A 17,451-nucleotide genomic window follows, 5' to 3' on the forward strand; every position below is an offset into this window, starting at 1 on the left:
GTCACAACCCCATCCGTCGACGGTTCGCGGCCGGACGGATGTCCGCCAGCGACTCCACCACCTGGTCCACCATCCCGTACTCCCGGGCCTGTTCGGCCGTGAACCAGCGGTCGCGGTCGCCGTCCCGGGCGATGGTGTCCTCGCTCTGGCCGGTGTGCGCGGCCGTGATCCGCTCGATCGCCTTCTTGGTGTACTCGAGGTTCTCCGCCTGGATCTCGATGTCCGAGGCTGTGCCGCCGATGCCCGCCGACGGCTGGTGCATCATGATCCGCGCGTTCGGCAGCGCGAACCGCTTGCCGGCGGCGCCCACCGTCAGCAGGAACTGCCCCATGCTGGCGGCGAAACCCATCGCCAGCGTCGAGACGTCGTTCGGGATCAGCCGCATGGTGTCGTAGATCGCCAGGCCCGCCGTCACCGACCCGCCCGGGCTGTTGATGTACAGGCTGATGTCGGTGCGCGGGTCCTCCGCGGAGAGCAGCAGCAGCTGCGCGCACACCCGGTTCGCCGACACCTCGTCGACCTGGGTGCCGAGCAGGACGATCCGCTGCGCGAGGAGCTGCGCCGCGAGGTGGTCGTCGAAGCGACTGGGCGGCGTGTCGCCGTCCTCCGCACGGGGTGGGAACGGACTCATCGGGGTTTCCTCCTCGGGGCCGGAGCGCGTCTTCCACTCCACTGTTCACCCCGAACGACCCCTCGCAGACGCTTCTCTGCCCGCCGCAGATTCGCCACGGGCAGAGCGCCCCGACTCAGACCCCGGGCGCCGGCCGGACAGTGATCCCGTTGCGCTCCAGCAGCGCCGCCGTCACGCCGTCGCCCGGCACCAGCGCGCCCGCGAACGAGCCGTCGTAGACCTTGCCCCGGCCGCACGACGGGCTCCGCGGCATCAGCACCGCCTCCGTGCACCCCGCCCGCTGCGCCGCGACCAGCGCCAGCTCGGCCCCCGCCACGAACTCCGCCGTCACGTCCCGCCCGCCGTCGTCCACCACCCGCGCCGTCCCGTCCAGCACGTCGTGCCCGTCACCCCCGACCAGCTCCGCCGGCCGCCGCGGCGTCTCCAGCCCGCCCGCCACCTCCGGGCAGAACGCCACTGCCCGCCGCCCGTCCAACGCCTCCGCGAGCGCCTCCGACGCCTTGTCCCGCCCGTCGAACCGACACGGCACCCCACGCAGACAAGCACTCACCAAAATCGCATCCACCCGCCCAGGCTACCGGGCCACACACCCGCCCGATCCTGCCCCTGACCAGCCGGAAGCCGAAGGAGCCGTCAGGCCTTGCCGGTGGCCGCGACCGCCGTGAGGCCCTGTTCGGTGGGGCCGTAGACGCGGCCGCCTCCGGCCCAGAGGGGGACGGTGAGGGCGAGGTTGGAGGCTTGGAAGGTGTAGGTCCAGCGGGCGGTGCCGGTGGTGGGGTCGAGGGCCCAGACCTTGCCGTGGAGCCAGAGGTAGAGGGTGTCGTCGGCGAACTGGGCGCCGAGGTTGGTGATCATGGGGCCGGCGGGGAGGGTGCCGGCCCAGCGGACGGTGCCGTCGGTCGCGTTCAGCGCCTGGACCCTGAGGCTGAGGGTCTTGTAGTCGATGCCTGCGGCGAAGACGGTCGAGCCGTCGGCGTTGGCCACCACCGCCTGGTAGGTCATGGTGGCGTCGCTCTTCCAGGCCACCGTCCCGTCGGCCGGGTTGATGGCGTAGACCCGGTCGGCGAGGTAGAGCAGGTGGCCGCCGGCGGAGCTGTGCGGGCCGTCGGTGAACGGCTGGAGGAGGGCTCCCGAGTCCGGGGTGGTACCGGGCGTGGGCTGGTGCCAGACGGAGTTGCCGGCGTCCTGCGTGTCGAGGCCCTGCAGGGTGAACTTGCCGCTGGCCATGTCGTTCATCTCCCACAGCAGGCGGGTGCCGGTGGTGGGGACGGCGAGGCGGCCGGTGCTGAGGCCGACGTTCGGGAACCGCTGCTCCCAGCGGGTGTCGTGGGTGGCGGTGTCCACGGCCCACAGGAACATCTGCTGGCCGGGGCTTCCGGTGGCGGATCCGGTGACCTGGACGTAGACGGCGCCGTCCAGCACGCCGCAGACCGCGCCGACGGTGGCGGTCACCGACGCATTGGTGAATGTCCAGGAGACTTCGCCGGTGGCCAGGTCGATCGCCCTGAGGGAGGTGCGGAGGCCGAAGGTACCGGCGGATTTCGGCTCCCAAGTGAGGTAGTAGCCCTTGCCGTTGGCGGCGGCGACCTGGCCGATCACCGGGGTCGGCATGATGCTGTTGGCGGCGGCCTTCGGCTCCCAGCGGGGTTTGCCGTCACGGTCGAAGCCGCGGATGGCCTTGGCGTCGACGGTGAGGATGCTGTCGCCGTCCCCGACGACCTGGGCGATCGGGTCGGACACGGGCACCGTCCACAGCGCGGTGGCGATGGTGGTGGTGTCGAGCGGGCGGTCCGGGTCGGTGAGCTTGCGCGTCGGTGCCGAACTGCCGTGCGTGGCGGGTGACTTGTCGGACCCGAACGTCAGGTACGCCGCAGTCCCGCCGCCCGCCAGCGCGATCGCTCCGCCGGCCAGCCCGTACAGCAGGGTCCGCCGCGCGGGTTGCTTCAACTCGGGCTCGGGGGGCGGCAGTTCCATCGTGGGCAGGAGCGGTGGGGGCAGCGTCGGCGTGAGGACGGCCGCCGAGCGTTCGACGGCGGCGACCAGCGCGGGGTGCAGCCAGGTGCCGGGGGGCTGGGGTTCGAGCCGCTGGGAGTCGACGAGTTGGCGGGGTGTGGGCCGGTCGGCCGGGTCCTTGGCGAGGCAGGCGGCGACCAGCAGGCGCAGCCCGGTGGGGACGCCGCTGAGGTCGGGCTCCTCGGCGGCGACCCGGCGGACCACCTCGATGGGCTGGCCCCCGCCGAACGGGCCCGCGCCGGTGGCGGCGTGCACCAGGGTCGAGCCGAGCGAGAAGACGTCGGCGGCGGGGCCGATCGGCCGGGCGAGGGCCTGTTCGGGCGACAGGTAGGAGGGGGTGCCGAGGATGGCGCCCTCGGCGGTGAGCACGCTGTCGTCGGCGGCGCGGGCGATGCCGAAGTCGATGACGTGCGGGCCGTCGAGGGCGAGCAGCACGTTGCTGGGCTTGATGTCGCGGTGGACGAGTCCGGCGGCGTGGATCGCGGCGAGTTCCTCGGCGATGCCGGCGGCGAGGATGCGCAGCACCGGTTCGGGGAACGGCCCGACCAGCCGGACCGCCTCGTCGAGCGGGATGCCGGGGATGTACGCGGTGGCGAGCCAGGGCAGCGGCGCGTCCGGGTCGGCGTCCACGACGGGGGCGGTGAACGCGGAGGACGCGGTGCGGGCGGCCGAGACCTCGCGCCGGAAGCGGGCCCGGAACCGCTGGTCGTCGGCGAGTTCGGGCCGGATCAGCTTGATCGCGACGGTGCGGCCGCCGGCCGACCGGCCGAGGTAGACGGCGCCCATGCCGCCCGCGCCGAGCCGGCCGAGCAGCAGGTAGGGGCCGACCTGTGCGGGGTCGGTCGGGGACAGCGGGTGCATCGTCAACTCGCTTTCACGGGAAGGGCGGTGAGGAAGGAGGGGCTCGCGGCGGCCAGACACCGGCGCCCGGCCCGGCCGAGGTCCGGCTGCGTGGTCGTCAACTCATCTTCGCGGGAAGGGCGGTGAGGATCGACGGGCTCCCGGCGGCGACGCACAGCCGTCCCGCGCCGGCCGTCCAGGTCAGGGTCGCGGCGTCGGTGCCCTGGTATCCGGAGTACTTCCAGCGGGCCTTGCCGGTGTCGGGATCGAGGGCCCAGATCACCGCGTCGGGGCCGATCCGGTAGAGGGTGTCGTCGGCGTGGAGCAGGTCGGCGCCGAACCTGCCGGTGCCGGTGCCGGGGCCGTCGGGCGGGAGCGGGGTCTTCCAGCGCGGGGTGCCGCTCTTCAGGTCGAGGGCGCCGACGGAGAAGCCGCTGTCGGTGTCGGTCCACAGGCAGTGCAGCAGGTTGTCGTCGGGGCCGTGCGCGAAGGCGCTGCCGTGCAGGCGGGGGGTGGCGATGCCGGGGGCTGACCAGGCGGGTTTGCCGGTGGCGGGGTCGAGGGCGGTGACGGCGCCTTTGTTGTCGGGGGTGAGGAACCAGCCGCCGCCTGCGGCGATGCCGAAGGACTGGAGGCCGGCCTGCCAGGCGACGTTCCCCGAGCCGTCGAGTGCCTTGAGGCGGTCGGCGGAGGAGACCAACACCTGGTCGCCCCCGGCCAGCAGGACGCCTTCCAGCAGCAGGGATTCCTCGCCGTGGAACCAGGCGGTGCGCCGCCCGGCCAGGTCGATCGCCCACACGTTGCTGCCCCCTTGGTGCCGGCCCTGGCCCAGCCCGAGCACGTACGCGGTGCCGCCGCGGATCCCGGCGAGGCGGTTCGCCGAGACCGCCTCCGGCTGGTCGAGCGCCACCTTCCCGTCGGACTTGCCGTCGGCCGGGTCGATGGCGAGCAGGACGGCCGTGATGCGGCTGCCGACGCCTGTGCCACCCATGCCGGCCATGCCGCCCGTGCCGGCCAGTTGGATGCGGTGGCCGTCGAAGGCGGCGACGGGTTGCGGCTGGGCCGCGTCGATGGCGAAGGTGACGGCCACCGTGGTGTCGTCCAGGGTCCACTTCGGCTTGCCGTCGCCGCCGACCGCCCAGATCTTCCTGGGCGTGATGCCGACCACCGCCCCGTCCAGTGACAGCAGTTGGACGCACGGCAAGGTGACCTCGCGGTTCTGCCAGAGCGGGACGGCCTCCGGGACGTCCACGCTCGGCCGGACCGGCGGGGCGGCGTGCTTGTCGGACGAGACGCCGCGGTCGCGGTTGATCAGCGCGAACGCGGTTCCGGCCCCGCCGGCGGCGAGGACGGCGCCGCCGAGGCCGAGCAGCGTGCGGCGGCCGATCCGGCGCGCGGGCGGTGGCTGGTCGGACGGCTCAGGGGCGGGCGGGGGCATCGGCGGTGGTGCGGGCGGCGCGGTGAGCACGGCGCGGACGGCGCGCACCTCGGTGGCGACGGCGGGTGGCAGCCAGCCGTCCGGGTCGGTGGGGTGCCCGGACTGGGCGACGTGGGCGACGAGTTGGCGGGGCGTCGGCCGGTGCGCGGGGGTCTTGGCGAGGCAGGCGGTGACCAACGGGCGCAGTTCGGCGGGTAGTTCGCCGAGGTCGGGTTCGGTGTTGACGATCCGGAACAGCACGGCCGCGCCGGCGCCCTCGCCGAACAGGTTCCGGCCGAGGGCCGCGTACGCCAGGGTGGAGCCGAGCGAGAACACGTCGCCGGCGGGCGTGAGCGGCTCGCCGAGGGCCTGTTCGGGGGACATGTACGGCGCGGAGCCGATGACGGAGCCGGTGGTGGTCAGCCCGCCGGCGTCGGCGGCCCGGGAGATGCCGAAGTCGATGACGTGCGGCCCGTCGAGGGCGAGCAGCACGTTGCCGGGCTTCAGGTCGCGGTGGATCAGCCCGGCGCGGTGCACCTCGCCGAGCGCCTCGGCGAGCCCGGCGGCCAGTGTGCGGACGGTGGCGACGGGCAGCGGGCCGTGCCGTTCGACGACCTGCCGCAGCGACAGTCCGGGGACGAAGGCGGTGGCCATCCACGGCAGCGCGGCCTCGGTGTCGGCGTCCACCACGGCCGCGGTGAACGCGCCGGAGACCCGCCGCGCGGCGGCCACCTCCTGCCGGAAGCGCTGCCGGAACTCGGTGTCCTCGGCGAGCTCCGGCCGAACCACCTTGACGGCGACGGCCCGCCCGCCGGCCGACCGCCCCAGGTACACCGCACCCATGCCGCCGGCCCCGAGTCGGCCCACCAGCGTGTACGGCCCGACCTGCCGCGGATCCATCCCGTCGAGTGGCTGCACCTGCCCTTCCCTTCCCCCGTCGGGTGCGCGGGACGAACCATACGGTCTGCGGGCCGGGTGCGGCAGCCGCTCACACCGAATCCTCACCTGGGCTGCTGCGCTGACGCTCCGTCAGCTCAGTCCCGCCTTGTGGGCGAAGAGCGCGGCCTGAACGCGGTTCTCCAGTCCGAGGCGGCCGAGGATCCGGTTGACGCGGCTCTTCACGTTCGCCTCGCTCAGGCCGAGCGCGTCACCGATCCGGGCGTTGGACAGGCCGCGGGCGACCAGCACCAGCACCTGGAGCTCCCGTTCGGTGAGCAGCTCGACGGACGGAGTTTTTACCAACGCATCGTCAAGTGTTGGCAATAGGGCGGGCGGCAGCGCGGTGAGGGTGTCGATCAGGCGGCGGGTGACGCTCGGCGCGAGCACGGACTCGCCCGCGGCGGTGGCCCGGATCGCCCGGGCCAGCTGTTCGGGGGCGCTGTTCTTCAGCAGGAAGCCGTGCGCGCCGGCCCGCAGCGCCTCGTGCACGTACTCGTCCAGGTCGAAGGTGGTGAGCAGCAGGACCCGCGGCGCCGGCTCCGGGCCGGGCCACTCGGTGGTGATCCGGCGGGTGGCCTCGATGCCGGTGGTGCCGGGCATCCGGATGTCCATCAGCACGACGTCGGGCCGCAGTTCGACGGCGAGCGCGAACGCCCGCCCCCCGTCGGCGGCTTCGCCGACCACCGTCAGCCCCTCGCGCCGGTCGATGACCAGCCGCAGCGCCGTCCGGACGATCTCCTGGTCGTCGACGACCAGCACCCGTACGCTCACGCCTCCACCACCCGCGCATCCAGTGTGGCGCGCAGCCGCCACCCGCCGTCGGCCCGCGGCCCGGCGTCCAGGGTGCCGTCGAAGGCCGCCGCCCGCTCCCGCATGCCGATCAGCCCTCGCCCGCTGCCGGGGACCGGCCGGTGGCCGGGGGCAGGCGGGTGATCGGGGACCAGCTGGCGGCCGGGGGCGGGCGGGTCGTTCTCGACCTCGATCAGCAGCTGCCCGGCGTCGGCGCGGACGGCGACCCGGACGTCCACCGGGCCGGCGTGCTTGAGCACGTTGGTCAGCGCCTCCTGGACGATCCGGTACCCGGAGACCTCGAGCCCCGCGAACTGCACGCCGGTTTCCGGGAGTTGCACGGTGACGGCGACCCGGCAGCCGGCCGCGCGGGCGGCGTCGGCGAGCCGGTCGAGGTGGGCGAGGGACGGCTCCGGGGCGAGGTCGCGCTCGCGGGTGGACAGCAGGCCGAGGATGCGCCGCATCTCGATCAGCGCGGTGTCGGCGGTCCGGCCGATCAGGCCGACGCCTTGGACGGCGAGCACCGGATCGTCCGTCAGCACGTCCTCGGCGGCCCGGGCCTGCACCGCGATCGCGCTGACATGATGCGCGACCACATCGTGCAGGTCACGGGCGATCCGGGCCCGCTCACCGGCCACCGCCTGCCGGGCGTTGAGCTCCTGCTCGGCCCGCAGCCGCCGGTTGAGTTCACGCAGCCGATCCGCGTCGGCACCGATCCGGCGCCGACCGGAGCCGAGGATCCAGGCGAGCGCGAAGAAGAACACGAACGTGGTGGTGCTGATCGGCTCCAACGACCCGGGCTGCGGCACCTGCCAGTGCCCGGTCATCGCGTCCCCCACCGTAACGGCCCCCAGGCACAGGGCAGTTGCGAGCAGGGCGGCCCGGCGCGGGGCGTAGCGGGCCACGGCGTACACGCCGAGCATCAGCAGGTACGGGCCGGGGATCTTCCCCGGTATCGGGTCGAGCACTTGGAACAGCAGGTACAGGGCGGTCATCGCCGCGAGCACGGCGTGCGGCCACCGCCGCCGCCACACCAGCGGAACGGTCTGCGCGGCCCACAGCGCCACACCCCAACCACCGGGCGCAGGCGTGTGGTTCAGCACGGTGACCGCGTCGAACAGGGTCAATCCACCGCCGAGCGCGACATCCGTCAGTCGCGGCCGGTCGGCGATCCATCGGGGTGCGGCGCGCAGGGCCGTCGTCGTCCAGGTAGCCATCGGTCCGCCAGGCTAGACGAGCACCGGCGCGGTGCGGATCCTCCCCCGGGTGCGCATCGATAGTTGCGCGGACACGGCCGGCGGCACGCGCCGCAGGCACAGCCGGCGGCACACGACGATCCGCGCGTGGGTTCAGCCCAGTTCCAGCACGCCCACCGTCTGACCTCCGCTGGTCTCTCCGGTCGGGCGGAACCCGAGTGCCAGGTAGAAGCCCATCGGGCCGTCCGCTCCGGGATGCCAGGTCGTCGTCAGGCGGGTGCCTCCCCGGCGCCGGATCTCGTCGGCGACGGCCCGCACCGCGAAACGCCCCACGCCTCGTCCCTGCTCACCGGCCGCAATGTTGAGACGCCAGAGTCCGGAACGGAAGTCGGTGCCCTTGCCGGTCCAGTCGATGTCGAAGAAGGCCATCAGGAACCCGACGGCCTCGCCGTCGTCGCAGATGAGCCGGGGCCATGCGACGCCCGGGTGCAGGTACGCCTCGGCGAGCGACTTCACCACGGGGTCCACCAGCTGTTCCTGATCGGGCCGGACCCGCAGGCCGATGGCGCGCTCGAAGTTGTCAGGGGTGATCTCTTGCAGGTGCAGCGAAGTCGGCATGTCCGCACTCCAAGCAGGTACGGCGAGCGAGTTTCGGATCGTGCCGGCCCCGATCGGCCGACAGTCGGGCGGATGCCGGGGCGCCCGCCCGGCCCGACTGCTGGCCTCCCCCGGTCCGTGGCGCCGCCGGTGTCCCGGTGTCAGCCCCGGCTGATGATGACCACGGCGATCGGCAGGGCGACCGCTCCCGAGACCGCGAGAGCGCCTCCGATGAACCTCAGCACGCCCACGGGTTGCCGGGCGGCTCGTTGTTGCGACAGCGGGCGCGGCGCAAGCCCCTGCACCATGTGGTCCTTGAAACGGGTCGACCACTTCTTGGTGGCCAGGGCTCCGCCCATGGCCATGGCCACGACGCTCCAGATGAGCAGGAACACGCCGCCGCCGGAGCCCGCCTGAGCTGCCAATGAGGTCATGAAATGATCACGTACCGCCGGGATTCGAACGGTCAACAACGGTTCCCGGAGGGGGCATGATTGCCCCGCCGCCAGCTGCGCCGCGCCACCGGCATTGCACTTCCAGGTTCAGTGGTGCGCTCACGGAGCAGCGAAAGACCCGCGACGCGCGCGCCTGCAGAACCGCGCTGGCCAGGGCCGGTGCTGGCTCCTAGGATCCGCCGCATGGCAACACGACTCGTGCAGATCAACATGAAGGCCCAGGACGACGCCGCGCTCGGCCGGTTCTGGGCGGAGGCACTCGGCTGGGGTGTCGACAGCGAGGGACCAGGCGTCACCAACCTCGAACCCGTCGGTTTCGCCTACCCCGACCCCGCGGCCGTCTGCATCGACATCGTCGCCCGCCCGGAACCCAAGACGGTGAAGAACCGGGTACACATCGATCTGGCCACCACCTCGACCGCCCACCAGGCGGAGCTGGTCGAGCGCCTGAAGGCTCTCGGAGCGACCCTCGCCGACGTCGGTCAGGGCGACGTCCCCTGGACGGTCATGGCCGACCCGGAAGGCAACGAGTTCTGCGTCCTGGAGCCCCGCCCGGTCTACCAGGGCACCGGGCCGATCGCCGCAGTGGTGGTCGACTGCGCCGACCCGCGCGAGATGGCCCGGTTCTGGGGCCAGGCGATGGACTGGACGCTGCACGAGGTCACCGACGACCACGCGACATTGCGATCCGCCCAAGGCGTCGGCCCCTACCTGGAGTTCATCCGCACACCCGACACCAAGACCGTCTGGAACCGCGTCCACCTCGACGTCCGCCCCTACCCCGGCGACGACCCGGCAGCAGAAGCCGACCGCCTGCGCGCCCTGGGCGCCACCGACCCCGATTTCGACCGGTCCGCCATCCACTGGACCGTCCTGGCCGACCCGGAAGGCAACGAGTTCTGCCTCCTCAGCCCTCGCTGACCTCGAGCACCCGGCGCCGCCGGTGTCGGCCACGGGGGACAGTCGGCCCCGCGCGCCTGGGACCGGCAGCCCATCCGTCCGGACACCCACGCTCAACGAACGCGTGCGGAACGGCACGACGCACGCGAACCGGCCCACACCGCCCGCGTGCGTCAGATCGGCAGGTCCCACCCGGGGCCGTCCTCGGCGCCGAGCCACACGCGCTGGCCGGCGGCCGAAACCGTGATTCCGAACCGTTCCTGGTGGGGCGAGTTGGCGGCCTGCCAGGCTTCGACGGCAGTCTCCACCTGATCCCACAATCGGAGCGGCCCGCGCTGAACCACGGTCCACCCCCCGTCAGGGTTGGGCATGGTCCGGGCCTGCGATCCGGTGGCCACGTCCGAGAGGATCTGTTGCTCACCAGCCCCCATGCGTTCGGCCGAGGGAGCCGCGAGTTGGGCGACCCAACCGCCGGTCCACGTGCTGATGATCTCGGGGTTGATCCGGGTCGGTCGTTCGTCCCCGGGCAGTAGCTCGAGACTCTGTCGGGGTGGCCGGTCATGCGGTCGGGCAATCATGAAGCTGACGTATCCGGGCAGAAACCGGCCCGTGGCCTCACCGGGGCCGGTCACGGTCAGCAGGGCGAGGCCGAACGCGAATGACCAGCCGGAGAGGGTGACCAGGATTCGACCGCCGGGCTTCACCTGGTAGAGCCACGGTTGGGGGAGGTGGCGGACTGAACAGGTGGCAATCAGCCGGTCGTACTCGCCCCCCTCCGGGTCACCGAGCAGCCCGTCACCAATGAGCCGATTCCAACCTGAAGCTGCAGGTCACGGAGCTGGCGTGGGTCGGGGGTGGGGTACTCAGGCTGGTCGGAGTCGTGATCAGTAGCAGGTGATCGTCTGCCGGGACTCGGGGCCCTGACCGACCTCGGCTTCGTCGACCTGGACGACGACCCCGACGACCCCGTGATCGTCACCGGCCGCAGGGCCGCCCGCGGCAGGCCCCTCACGAAGGCGCAGAAGGAAGCGAACCGCCTGGTCCGCCGCGAACGCGCGGCCACCGAGCACGGCTTCGCCGACCTGAAGAACTGGCGCGTCCTGACCAAGCTCCGCATGAACGCCCGGCACGCGACAGCCCTGCTACGAGCCCTGCTCGTGCTGACGAACGCCGAAATTTCCCGCTGACGGACGATCACCAGCCCGAGCACCCCACCCCCGACCCACACCAGCCCCCGCGACCTGCAACTTCAGGTTGAAACCGACTCACTGCTGATGATCACGGGCACTGGTGCTGAGCGGCTGCAGCACACCGTCAGTGCTCTCGGCGAGGAGCTCCTCGATCGCGACCCGCTCGCTCGGCCCGTACGGCAGTGCATCGAGCACCTGCTGGACGAGCTTCGGGTGACGCTCGTGGAAGACACCCCAAGCGAAGGATCCGGGGACATCGCTGCGGATCACGGGTGCAGTCATCACGGTCGGCTCGTCCCTCTGATCGACATTCTCAGCTGACAGTTGTCCAGCATGGGCGTGGACCGCTCTGCCCTTGCTGGCAGGAGAGACGGTAGTGGGCTTCCGCCCAGTGCAGTAGTGGCGATCCGTTCCCGCAGGTCCCGGACGTCGGAGAGGCTGCCGTGCCGATGAGCGACCCGGGCGAGCTCCCCTCCCCACCCCCTCCGTGCGGTCACTCCTGCGTCTCGGTGACAACCCGGTCGCCCCAGGAAAGTCGGGCGAGGGCAGAGGTGCCACGGGCCTAGAATGACCGTCGTGACCGACAACACTCCACAGCGCCCCGAGAACGGGCCGACGCCTACCCATGAGCTGCCGACCCAGTACGCGCCGGCCGAGGTAGAGGTAGCGCTGTACGAGCGTTGGGTAGAGCGCGGGTACTTCGAGGCCGACGCGAAGAGCGAGAAGCCGGCGTACACGATCGTCATCCCGCCGCCGAACGTCACCGGCTCGCTTCACCTGGGCCATGCCTTCGAGCACACGCTGATCGACGCCCTCACCCGCCGCAAGCGCATGCAGGGCTACGAGACGTTGTGGCAGCCCGGCATGGACCACGCAGGTATCGCCACCCAGAACGTCGTCGAGCGTGAGCTCGCGAAGGAGGGCAAGTCCCGTCACGACCTGGGCCGTGAAGCCTTCGTCGAGCGCGTGTGGGAGTGGAAGGCCGAGTCCGGCGGGCAGATCGCCGGCCAGATGCGGCGCCTCGGCGAGGGGCTGGCGTGGAGCCGGGACCGCTTCACGATGGACGAGGGCCTTTCCCGGGCCGTCCAGACCGTCTTCAAGAAGATGTTCGATGACGGGCTGATCTACCGCGCCGAGCGCATCATCAACTGGTGCCCCCGCTGTCTGACGGCCATCTCCGACATCGAGGTCGACTACCAGGACGACGACGGCGAACTCGTCTCCATGACCTACGGCGAGGGCAAGGACACCATCGTCGTCGCCACCACTCGCGCGGAGACGATGCTCGGCGACACCGCCGTCGCCGTTCACCCCGACGACGAGCGCTACGCCCACCTGATCGGGAAGCAGATCAAGCTGCCGTTGACCGACCGGAGCATTCCGGTCGTCGCCGACACGCATGTCGACCCGGAGTTCGGCACCGGCGCCGTCAAGGTGACCCCGGCGCACGACCCAAATGACTTCGCCATCGGCCAGCGCCACAACCTCGAATCCATCGAGGTTCTCGACGAGCGCGGCATCATCACCGTCCACGGCCCCTTCCAGGGCCTGGACCGTTTCGAGGCGCGCTCCGCAATCGTCGCCGCCCTGCGCGCCGAGGGCCGGATCGTCGCCGAGAAGCGCCCCTACGTCCACTCCGTCGGCCACTGCTCACGCTGCAAGACGACGCTGGAACCCCGCCTTTCGATGCAGTGGTGGGTCAAGGTCGAAACGCTCGCCAAGGCGGCCGGCGACGCGGTCCGTGACGGTCGGGTCGACATCCATCCGGCCGACATGTCGCAGCGGTACTTCGACTGGGTCGACAACCTCAACGACTGGTGCATCTCGCGTCAGCTGTGGTGGGGCCACCGCATCCCGGTCTGGCACGGCCCGAACGGCGAACTGGTCTGCGTCGGCCCCGACGACGAGCCGCCCACGGGTGAGGGCTGGACGCAGGACACCGACGTCCTCGACACGTGGTTCTCGTCCGGCCTGTGGCCGTTCTCCACCCTCGGCTGGCCCGAGCAGACGCCGGATCTGGAGAAGTTCTACCCGAACTCCGTCCTGGTCACCGGCTACGACCTGATGTTCTTCTGGGTCGCCCGGATGATGATGTTCGCTCTCTACGCGATGGACGGCCAGCCGCCGTTCCGCACGATCGCGTTCCACGGCATGGTCCGGGACGAGTTCGGCAAGAAGATGTCGAAGTCGTTCGGTAACACGGTCAACCCGCTGGACTGGATGGACAAGTACGGCTCCGACGCCCTGCGCTTCACCCTGGCCAAGGGCGCCAACCCGGGGGTCGACGTCCCGATCGGCGAGGACTGGGTCCAGGCGTCCCGCAACTTCGCCAACAAGATCTGGAACGCGACACGCTTCGCGCTCATGAACGGCGCCACGGTCGAGGGTGAACTCCCGCCTGCAGAGAAGCTCTCGGCGACCGACCGCTGGATCCTTTCGCGGCTGAACAAGGTCGTCACCGAGGCGGATGCGTACTACGACGACTACCAGTTCGCCAAGCTCGCGGACGCCCTGTACCACTTCGCGTGGGACGAGGTCTTCGACTGGTACGTCGAGCTGTCGAAGACGACGTTCTTCGAGGGCGGCGAACTGGCCAAGGTCTCGGCCCGCGTGCTCGGCGAGGTCCTCGACGTCACCCTGCGGTTGCTGCACCCGATCGTCCCGTTCGTCACGGAAACCCTGTGGACCACGCTGACGGGCCGTGAGTCGGTCGTCGTCGCCGAGTGGCCGAAGGACTCCGGGTTCCGCGACGAGGCCGCGGAGCAGGAGATCGAGCTGGTCCAGCAGGTCGTCACCGAGGTCCGCCGCTTCCGCTCCGACCAGGGCCTCCAGCCCGCCCAGAAGGTCCCGGCTCGTCTGGAGCTCGACGGCACGGCGCTGGCCCCGCACGAGGCGGCCATCCGTCAGGTGCTCCGCCTCCAGCCGGAGGGTGAGGGCTTCGCCGCCACCGCCTCCCTGCCGGTGGTCGGCGCCACGGTCTCGCTCGACCTGTCGGGCACCATCGACGTGGCGGCCGAGCGCAAGCGACTGAGCAAGGACCTGACCGCCGCCGAGAAGGAGAAGCAGCAGGCCGAGTCCAAGCTCGGGAACGAGGCGTTCATCGCCAAGGCCCCCGACGACGTCGTGGACAAGATCAAGGGCCGCCTCGCCAAGGCCGAGGCGGACATCGCTCGGCTTCAGGCCCAACTGGCCAAGCTGCCGCCGCAGTAGGCGCCGGAACACGCCCGGAGGGGGCCCAGACCATGCGGTCTGGGCCCCCTCCGGGCTATTCGGCCTCGGGCGCCTCTACAGCAGGCTCCCGATGGCGACTCCTACGGAATTCCCAGCGCCTCGTACGGGCTCGACAGAGAGAACTCACGCTGCTCCGCGACGATCTGAGCCTGGTGGAGATCGAAGTTCGCCATGTGCAGGAGGTCGTCGAGGCGTGTCGGCTTCTGACCCAGCAGGTCGCGGGCGATCTCGGCAGCCCCGTCGTTCCGGTCCAGGCGGTCCCGGAAGAAGTCCAGGTTCTTCTCCACGACGAGGAGAGTCATGTCGAGCTCCGAGACCGTCGCGTCGGACACTCGCTCGACCCGTGAGTGCACTCGGTACTCGTAGAAGGGCCCGGCGACGCATTGGATGGTGTTGCCCACCCCTCGCCTGTGCCGGCTTGCCAGCAGGTTGACCGCGAAGGCCCAGTCTCCCCACTTGAGCACCTTCGGGTCGTACAGCCCGCATTCGAGAGCGTCGGCCCGTCGGCAGAGTATCGACGTCGGGACGTGGTGCTTACGCACCACCAGGTCTTCGCGGCACGGGTACGAGGAGATGGTGAACCCCTCGAAGGCACCGATCATCCACGACATGGTGTGTACGAAGGCCGTATCGGCATCAGCCTCGAGGATCTCCGCCGCCCGGTCCGGATAGGACCCTTCCTTCAGGAGGTACGGGTCGGTGGCCAGCCTGTCGTCGGCGTCCACCTGCATCACGTACTCCATCCGCGCGGCTGCCACGCCGGTGTTCCTGGCTACGTGGTGCCCTTGGCGCTGGGCGAGCCGGATGAGGCGCACGCCGGACATCCCGGCGCAGGCGTCGATGGCCTTCAGGGTCGACGCGTCGTCCGACCCATCGTCCACGATCACTACCTCGTACGGGCGTCGAAGCGGCTGCTCGAGAACAGACTCCACGGTCTCGATGAGGTAGTCGCCCGCGTTGTGGCAGGGGACAACGAAGCTGATACCTCCAGAATCCGCGATGGTCATGCTGTCTCCCTTCCGCTCATGGCCGCGGTGCCGACTGGAGCCGGGAACCTGCGCGATGCTACGACGGTCGCGCGAGTCGCTTCGAAGTAGCTGCGCCCCGAGCGCGTGTCCTGCTCGGTGTGGTCGTCCCAGCGCACGGTGACGTCCCAGCCGTCGTAGATTCGCTCCAGCGCGCGGCCGAGGGTGTCCGGCGTGTACCGGGCCTCGCCCTCGATGTGGATCTGCCCGCCATGGGCGTCCGTCCGGGAGATCGCGGTGAAGATCTCCAGGTAGTGCAGGTTGACCGATCGGGAGCTGCGGACGGCCCCGGTAAGCAGACGTTCGACGTCGTGCTGTGACAGGTAGTGCAGGACGTCCTTCGCTACGAGCAGGCCGAAGTCCTCCTGAACCACGTATTGCTCGAGAAGGGACTCCACCACGGTGACCCGCTCCGCCAGGTCCTCGTGCGCCAGGAGCCGGTGAAGCAGCGACTCGGCCGGCGCCTGGTCCACCGCGATGACAGTGAACCCGGCCTCGGCCAGGGCGATGGTGTACGCCCCGGCGCCGTACCCGAGGTCCAGAGCGCGACGCGGAGTGTCCGCGGGGAGGGATGCCAGAAGGGCGAGGAAGCGTGCCGGAACGGGAGCGCACAGCTTCTCGCTGGTGCTCCGGCCGTTCCGTAACGCTTCTGCGTAGAAGGCGCGAAGCGACGCCTTCGAGTGCTGTACAGACAAGGGGCACCACCTGAGGTTGAGGGACGAGCGAGGACAAGCGCCTAGAACTCGGCGATCTCGACGGCCCGGCCGGGCGTGAGCAGAGAGGAGGCCAACGCCTCGGTGACCTTCATCGGCAGCAGGTGTGCCGAGAGCGAGCTCCTGTTCTCGGTCCCCTGCAGCCAGTTCTCCATGAGTTGCCTGTTGCTGTCGCTGTGGAACAACCCGTCGAACGTGTTGACCGACGTGTACCGCTCATTCGGCAGCAGAGAAGCGTTCGCTCGCGTAGTCAGCCGAGCGAAGGCGTCGATCTTGTCCGCGTTCTGCCCACGGGGCACGTCGTAGCAGTGGACGTGTGCGGAGTAGAGGGTCGACAGCTGAGCTTCGAGGTCGACGCTCGAAGTGCGCCCGTTCTTGTTGTAGACGTCGTCCGGGAGGTCCTGCCAGCTGCGGATGGACGGCGTCGTCTGCTCGAAGGACAGCGTCCCGACGGTCAGTGTCCGATCGGACGCGACATCGACCAGCCGGAACGTGGCGGTGATGTCCGTCTCGCCGAAGGAGCGCGCCGCGGTCTCGGCGTACGACCAGCGCGGGCTCCCGTCCTCGAAGCGGCTGGCGGTCGGATTCGGGATCCGGAGGTGCTGGTCGGTCGGGAAGGCGCCGAACGAGCTGAATTCGAGCTTGAAGCGGCGGTCCGGAAACACGAGCTTGTTGAGGGACAGGCACTGGACGGCGAGATCGATGTAGTGGTACGCGCCGTGCATCACCATCCCGTAGCCGTACCGGTAGGGGTGATCGTCCCGCGACTCGTACTCGTGCTGGAGGTTCCACACCCCGCCGGCGGCACGCAGGTGGAATGACGTGACGGGGGCCTGCCATTCCTGAACCCGCTCCTCGAGCGAGCGCAGCAACTCCCCGTTGTAGATGCGGTGGTACCGGCTCAGCGTCATCACGGAGTGGTTGGCGCCGGTACGACCGGCCTGGGCGATTAGCTCCTGCATGACCTCGGTGATCCGGGCCGGCGCGAACCGGCCGTTCACCAACGGAGCCAAGACCGGCTTCTCCACCAGCGAATCTATGCCGTTCTCGACGCAGTAGCGCAGATAGGCTTCGTGCGCCCGCACCTCGGTCGCGATGTACACCTTCATCGGCAGCTCAGGCAGGCGAAGCTGCCCGATCGCGGCCCCAATCAGTTCGGGCTGCCTCTGCAGCGCGGTGGCGCCGCTGCCCGCCTCGGGAAGGTAGACGACCTCGCGGGGCTTCAGGTCGACTCCGTGGATGCGTTCCTCGATCGTCGACCGTTCCGATTCCAGGTCGATGATGGAGTACGAGTCGACATAGCCGGCCTCGATCGCGTCGCTGATGCAACGCAGGTACTTGTTCGCGACGATCTCGTCGAAGCCGACCACTACGAGGTTGGACCGAGGTGCAGCGGGGCGGGCCTCGCGAACGGCAGATCGCCCCATTGGCTCCTCGACAGAGCGGAGGACCGGGTGCCGGGGGCCCAGGGGCGCTGTCACCTGAGACGTTCGAGAGTCGGTTCTCATCCGGATT

Annotated in this window: 15 protein-coding genes and 1 pseudogene; 3 read left to right on the forward strand and 13 right to left on the reverse strand. The window is 70.6% G+C overall.

Annotated elements, in window-relative coordinates; genetic code table 11:
* Window position 1: 1 nt before the first annotated feature.
* The 8 genes from ACIHEI_RS04735 to ACIHEI_RS04770 form a co-directional block, all read right to left on the reverse strand.
* Window positions 2-631, reverse strand: a complete 630-nt coding sequence (locus ACIHEI_RS04735) for a ClpP family protease (RefSeq protein WP_396605598.1) — start codon at window positions 629-631, stop codon at window positions 2-4.
* 115 nt (window positions 632-746) lie between these two features.
* Window positions 747-1,196 (reverse strand): DUF523 domain-containing protein, encoded by a 450-nt coding sequence (locus tag ACIHEI_RS04740; protein ID WP_392945328.1) that lies wholly within the window; start codon window positions 1,194-1,196, stop codon window positions 747-749.
* A 68-nt stretch (window positions 1,197-1,264) separates the two neighbouring features.
* Window positions 1,265-3,505, reverse strand: a complete 2,241-nt coding sequence (locus tag ACIHEI_RS04745) for a PQQ-binding-like beta-propeller repeat protein (protein ID WP_396605599.1) — start codon at window positions 3,503-3,505, stop codon at window positions 1,265-1,267.
* Window positions 3,506-3,602: 97 nt separating this feature from the next.
* Complete coding sequence (locus ACIHEI_RS04750; RefSeq protein WP_396605600.1) at window positions 3,603-5,819, reverse strand: protein kinase; 2,217 nt, start codon at window positions 5,817-5,819, stop codon at window positions 3,603-3,605.
* A 111-nt stretch (window positions 5,820-5,930) separates the two neighbouring features.
* On the reverse strand, window positions 5,931-6,611 hold the full coding sequence (locus ACIHEI_RS04755; protein ID WP_396605601.1) for a response regulator: 681 nt from the start codon (window positions 6,609-6,611) through the stop codon (window positions 5,931-5,933).
* Complete coding sequence (locus ACIHEI_RS04760) at window positions 6,608-7,846, reverse strand: sensor histidine kinase (RefSeq protein WP_396605602.1); 1,239 nt, start codon at window positions 7,844-7,846, stop codon at window positions 6,608-6,610. The genes ACIHEI_RS04755 and ACIHEI_RS04760 overlap by 4 nt, the downstream gene beginning before the upstream one ends.
* 132 nt (window positions 7,847-7,978) lie before the next feature.
* Window positions 7,979-8,443 (reverse strand): GNAT family N-acetyltransferase, encoded by a 465-nt coding sequence (locus ACIHEI_RS04765; protein WP_396605603.1) that lies wholly within the window; start codon window positions 8,441-8,443, stop codon window positions 7,979-7,981.
* A 140-nt stretch (window positions 8,444-8,583) separates the two neighbouring features.
* Entirely contained in the window at window positions 8,584-8,892 is a 309-nt protein-coding gene (locus ACIHEI_RS04770) for a hypothetical protein (RefSeq protein WP_396605604.1), read from the reverse strand.
* A gap of 168 nt (window positions 8,893-9,060) precedes the next feature.
* Between ACIHEI_RS04770 and ACIHEI_RS04775 the strand changes: the two genes are divergently transcribed.
* The gene (locus tag ACIHEI_RS04775; protein WP_396605605.1) at window positions 9,061-9,798 is read left to right on the forward strand and encodes a VOC family protein; all 738 of its coding nucleotides are present in this window, start codon (window positions 9,061-9,063) and stop codon (window positions 9,796-9,798) included.
* Between the two features lie 152 nt (window positions 9,799-9,950).
* Here ACIHEI_RS04775 and ACIHEI_RS04780 read toward each other — a convergent pair.
* A pseudogene (locus tag ACIHEI_RS04780) lies at window positions 9,951-10,583 on the reverse strand (methyltransferase); the annotation flags it as partial.
* Between the two features lie 162 nt (window positions 10,584-10,745).
* Between ACIHEI_RS04780 and ACIHEI_RS04785 the strand changes: the two are divergent.
* Window positions 10,746-10,964 carry a transposase family protein gene (locus ACIHEI_RS04785; RefSeq protein ID WP_396605606.1) on the forward strand — a complete coding sequence of 73 codons (219 nt, stop codon included), beginning with the start codon at window positions 10,746-10,748 and terminating at the stop codon, window positions 10,962-10,964.
* Between the two features lie 78 nt (window positions 10,965-11,042).
* On the opposite strand, the gene ACIHEI_RS04790 is transcribed toward ACIHEI_RS04785, so the two are convergent.
* The gene (locus ACIHEI_RS04790) at window positions 11,043-11,249 is read right to left on the reverse strand and encodes a hypothetical protein (protein ID WP_396605607.1); all 207 of its coding nucleotides are present in this window, start codon (window positions 11,247-11,249) and stop codon (window positions 11,043-11,045) included.
* 294 nt (window positions 11,250-11,543) lie between these two features.
* Here ACIHEI_RS04790 and ACIHEI_RS04795 point away from each other — a divergent pair, with 294 nt between their 5' ends.
* A complete protein-coding gene (locus tag ACIHEI_RS04795; RefSeq protein WP_396605608.1) occupies window positions 11,544-14,177 on the forward strand; it encodes a valine--tRNA ligase in 2,634 nt (877 codons plus the stop codon).
* A gap of 101 nt (window positions 14,178-14,278) precedes the next feature.
* On the opposite strand, the gene ACIHEI_RS04800 is transcribed toward ACIHEI_RS04795, so the two are convergent.
* From ACIHEI_RS04800 to ACIHEI_RS04810, 3 genes are read right to left on the reverse strand one after another with little or no spacing between them, the layout of a single operon-like run.
* Window positions 14,279-15,205 carry a glycosyltransferase family 2 protein gene (locus ACIHEI_RS04800; protein ID WP_396605609.1) on the reverse strand — a complete coding sequence of 309 codons (927 nt, stop codon included), beginning with the start codon at window positions 15,203-15,205 and terminating at the stop codon, window positions 14,279-14,281.
* Window positions 15,202-15,918: a class I SAM-dependent methyltransferase gene (locus tag ACIHEI_RS04805; protein WP_396605610.1), complete on the reverse strand. Its 717-nt coding sequence runs from the start codon at window positions 15,916-15,918 to the stop codon at window positions 15,202-15,204. The genes ACIHEI_RS04800 and ACIHEI_RS04805 overlap by 4 nt, the downstream gene beginning before the upstream one ends.
* Window positions 15,919-15,959: 41 nt before the next feature.
* Window positions 15,960-17,306, reverse strand: coding sequence for a hypothetical protein (locus ACIHEI_RS04810; RefSeq protein ID WP_396605611.1), 1,347 nt, complete (start codon window positions 17,304-17,306; stop codon window positions 15,960-15,962).
* Window positions 17,307-17,451 lie beyond the last annotated feature (145 nt).

The organism is Kitasatospora sp. NPDC051984 (genome assembly GCF_044593455.1).
Lineage (GTDB): Bacteria > Actinomycetota > Actinomycetes > Streptomycetales > Streptomycetaceae > Kitasatospora.

What these genes read in the sequence shown, in the direction of transcription:
- ACIHEI_RS04775 (WP_396605605.1), top strand. Translation starts at nt 9,061, where the DNA reads ATGGCAACACGACTCGTGCAGATCAACATGAAGGCCCAGGACGACGCC.
- ACIHEI_RS04745 (WP_396605599.1), bottom strand. Translation starts at nt 3,505, where the DNA reads ATGCACCCGCTGTCCCCGACCGACCCCGCACAGGTCGGCCCCTACCTG.
- ACIHEI_RS04765 (WP_396605603.1), bottom strand. Translation starts at nt 8,443, where the DNA reads ATGCCGACTTCGCTGCACCTGCAAGAGATCACCCCTGACAACTTCGAG.
- ACIHEI_RS04790 (WP_396605607.1), bottom strand. Translation starts at nt 11,249, where the DNA reads ATGACTGCACCCGTGATCCGCAGCGATGTCCCCGGATCCTTCGCTTGG.
- ACIHEI_RS04800 (WP_396605609.1), bottom strand. Translation starts at nt 15,205, where the DNA reads ATGACCATCGCGGATTCTGGAGGTATCAGCTTCGTTGTCCCCTGCCAC.
- ACIHEI_RS04735 (WP_396605598.1), bottom strand. Translation starts at nt 631, where the DNA reads ATGAGTCCGTTCCCACCCCGTGCGGAGGACGGCGACACGCCGCCCAGT.
- ACIHEI_RS04760 (WP_396605602.1), bottom strand. Translation starts at nt 7,846, where the DNA reads ATGGCTACCTGGACGACGACGGCCCTGCGCGCCGCACCCCGATGGATC.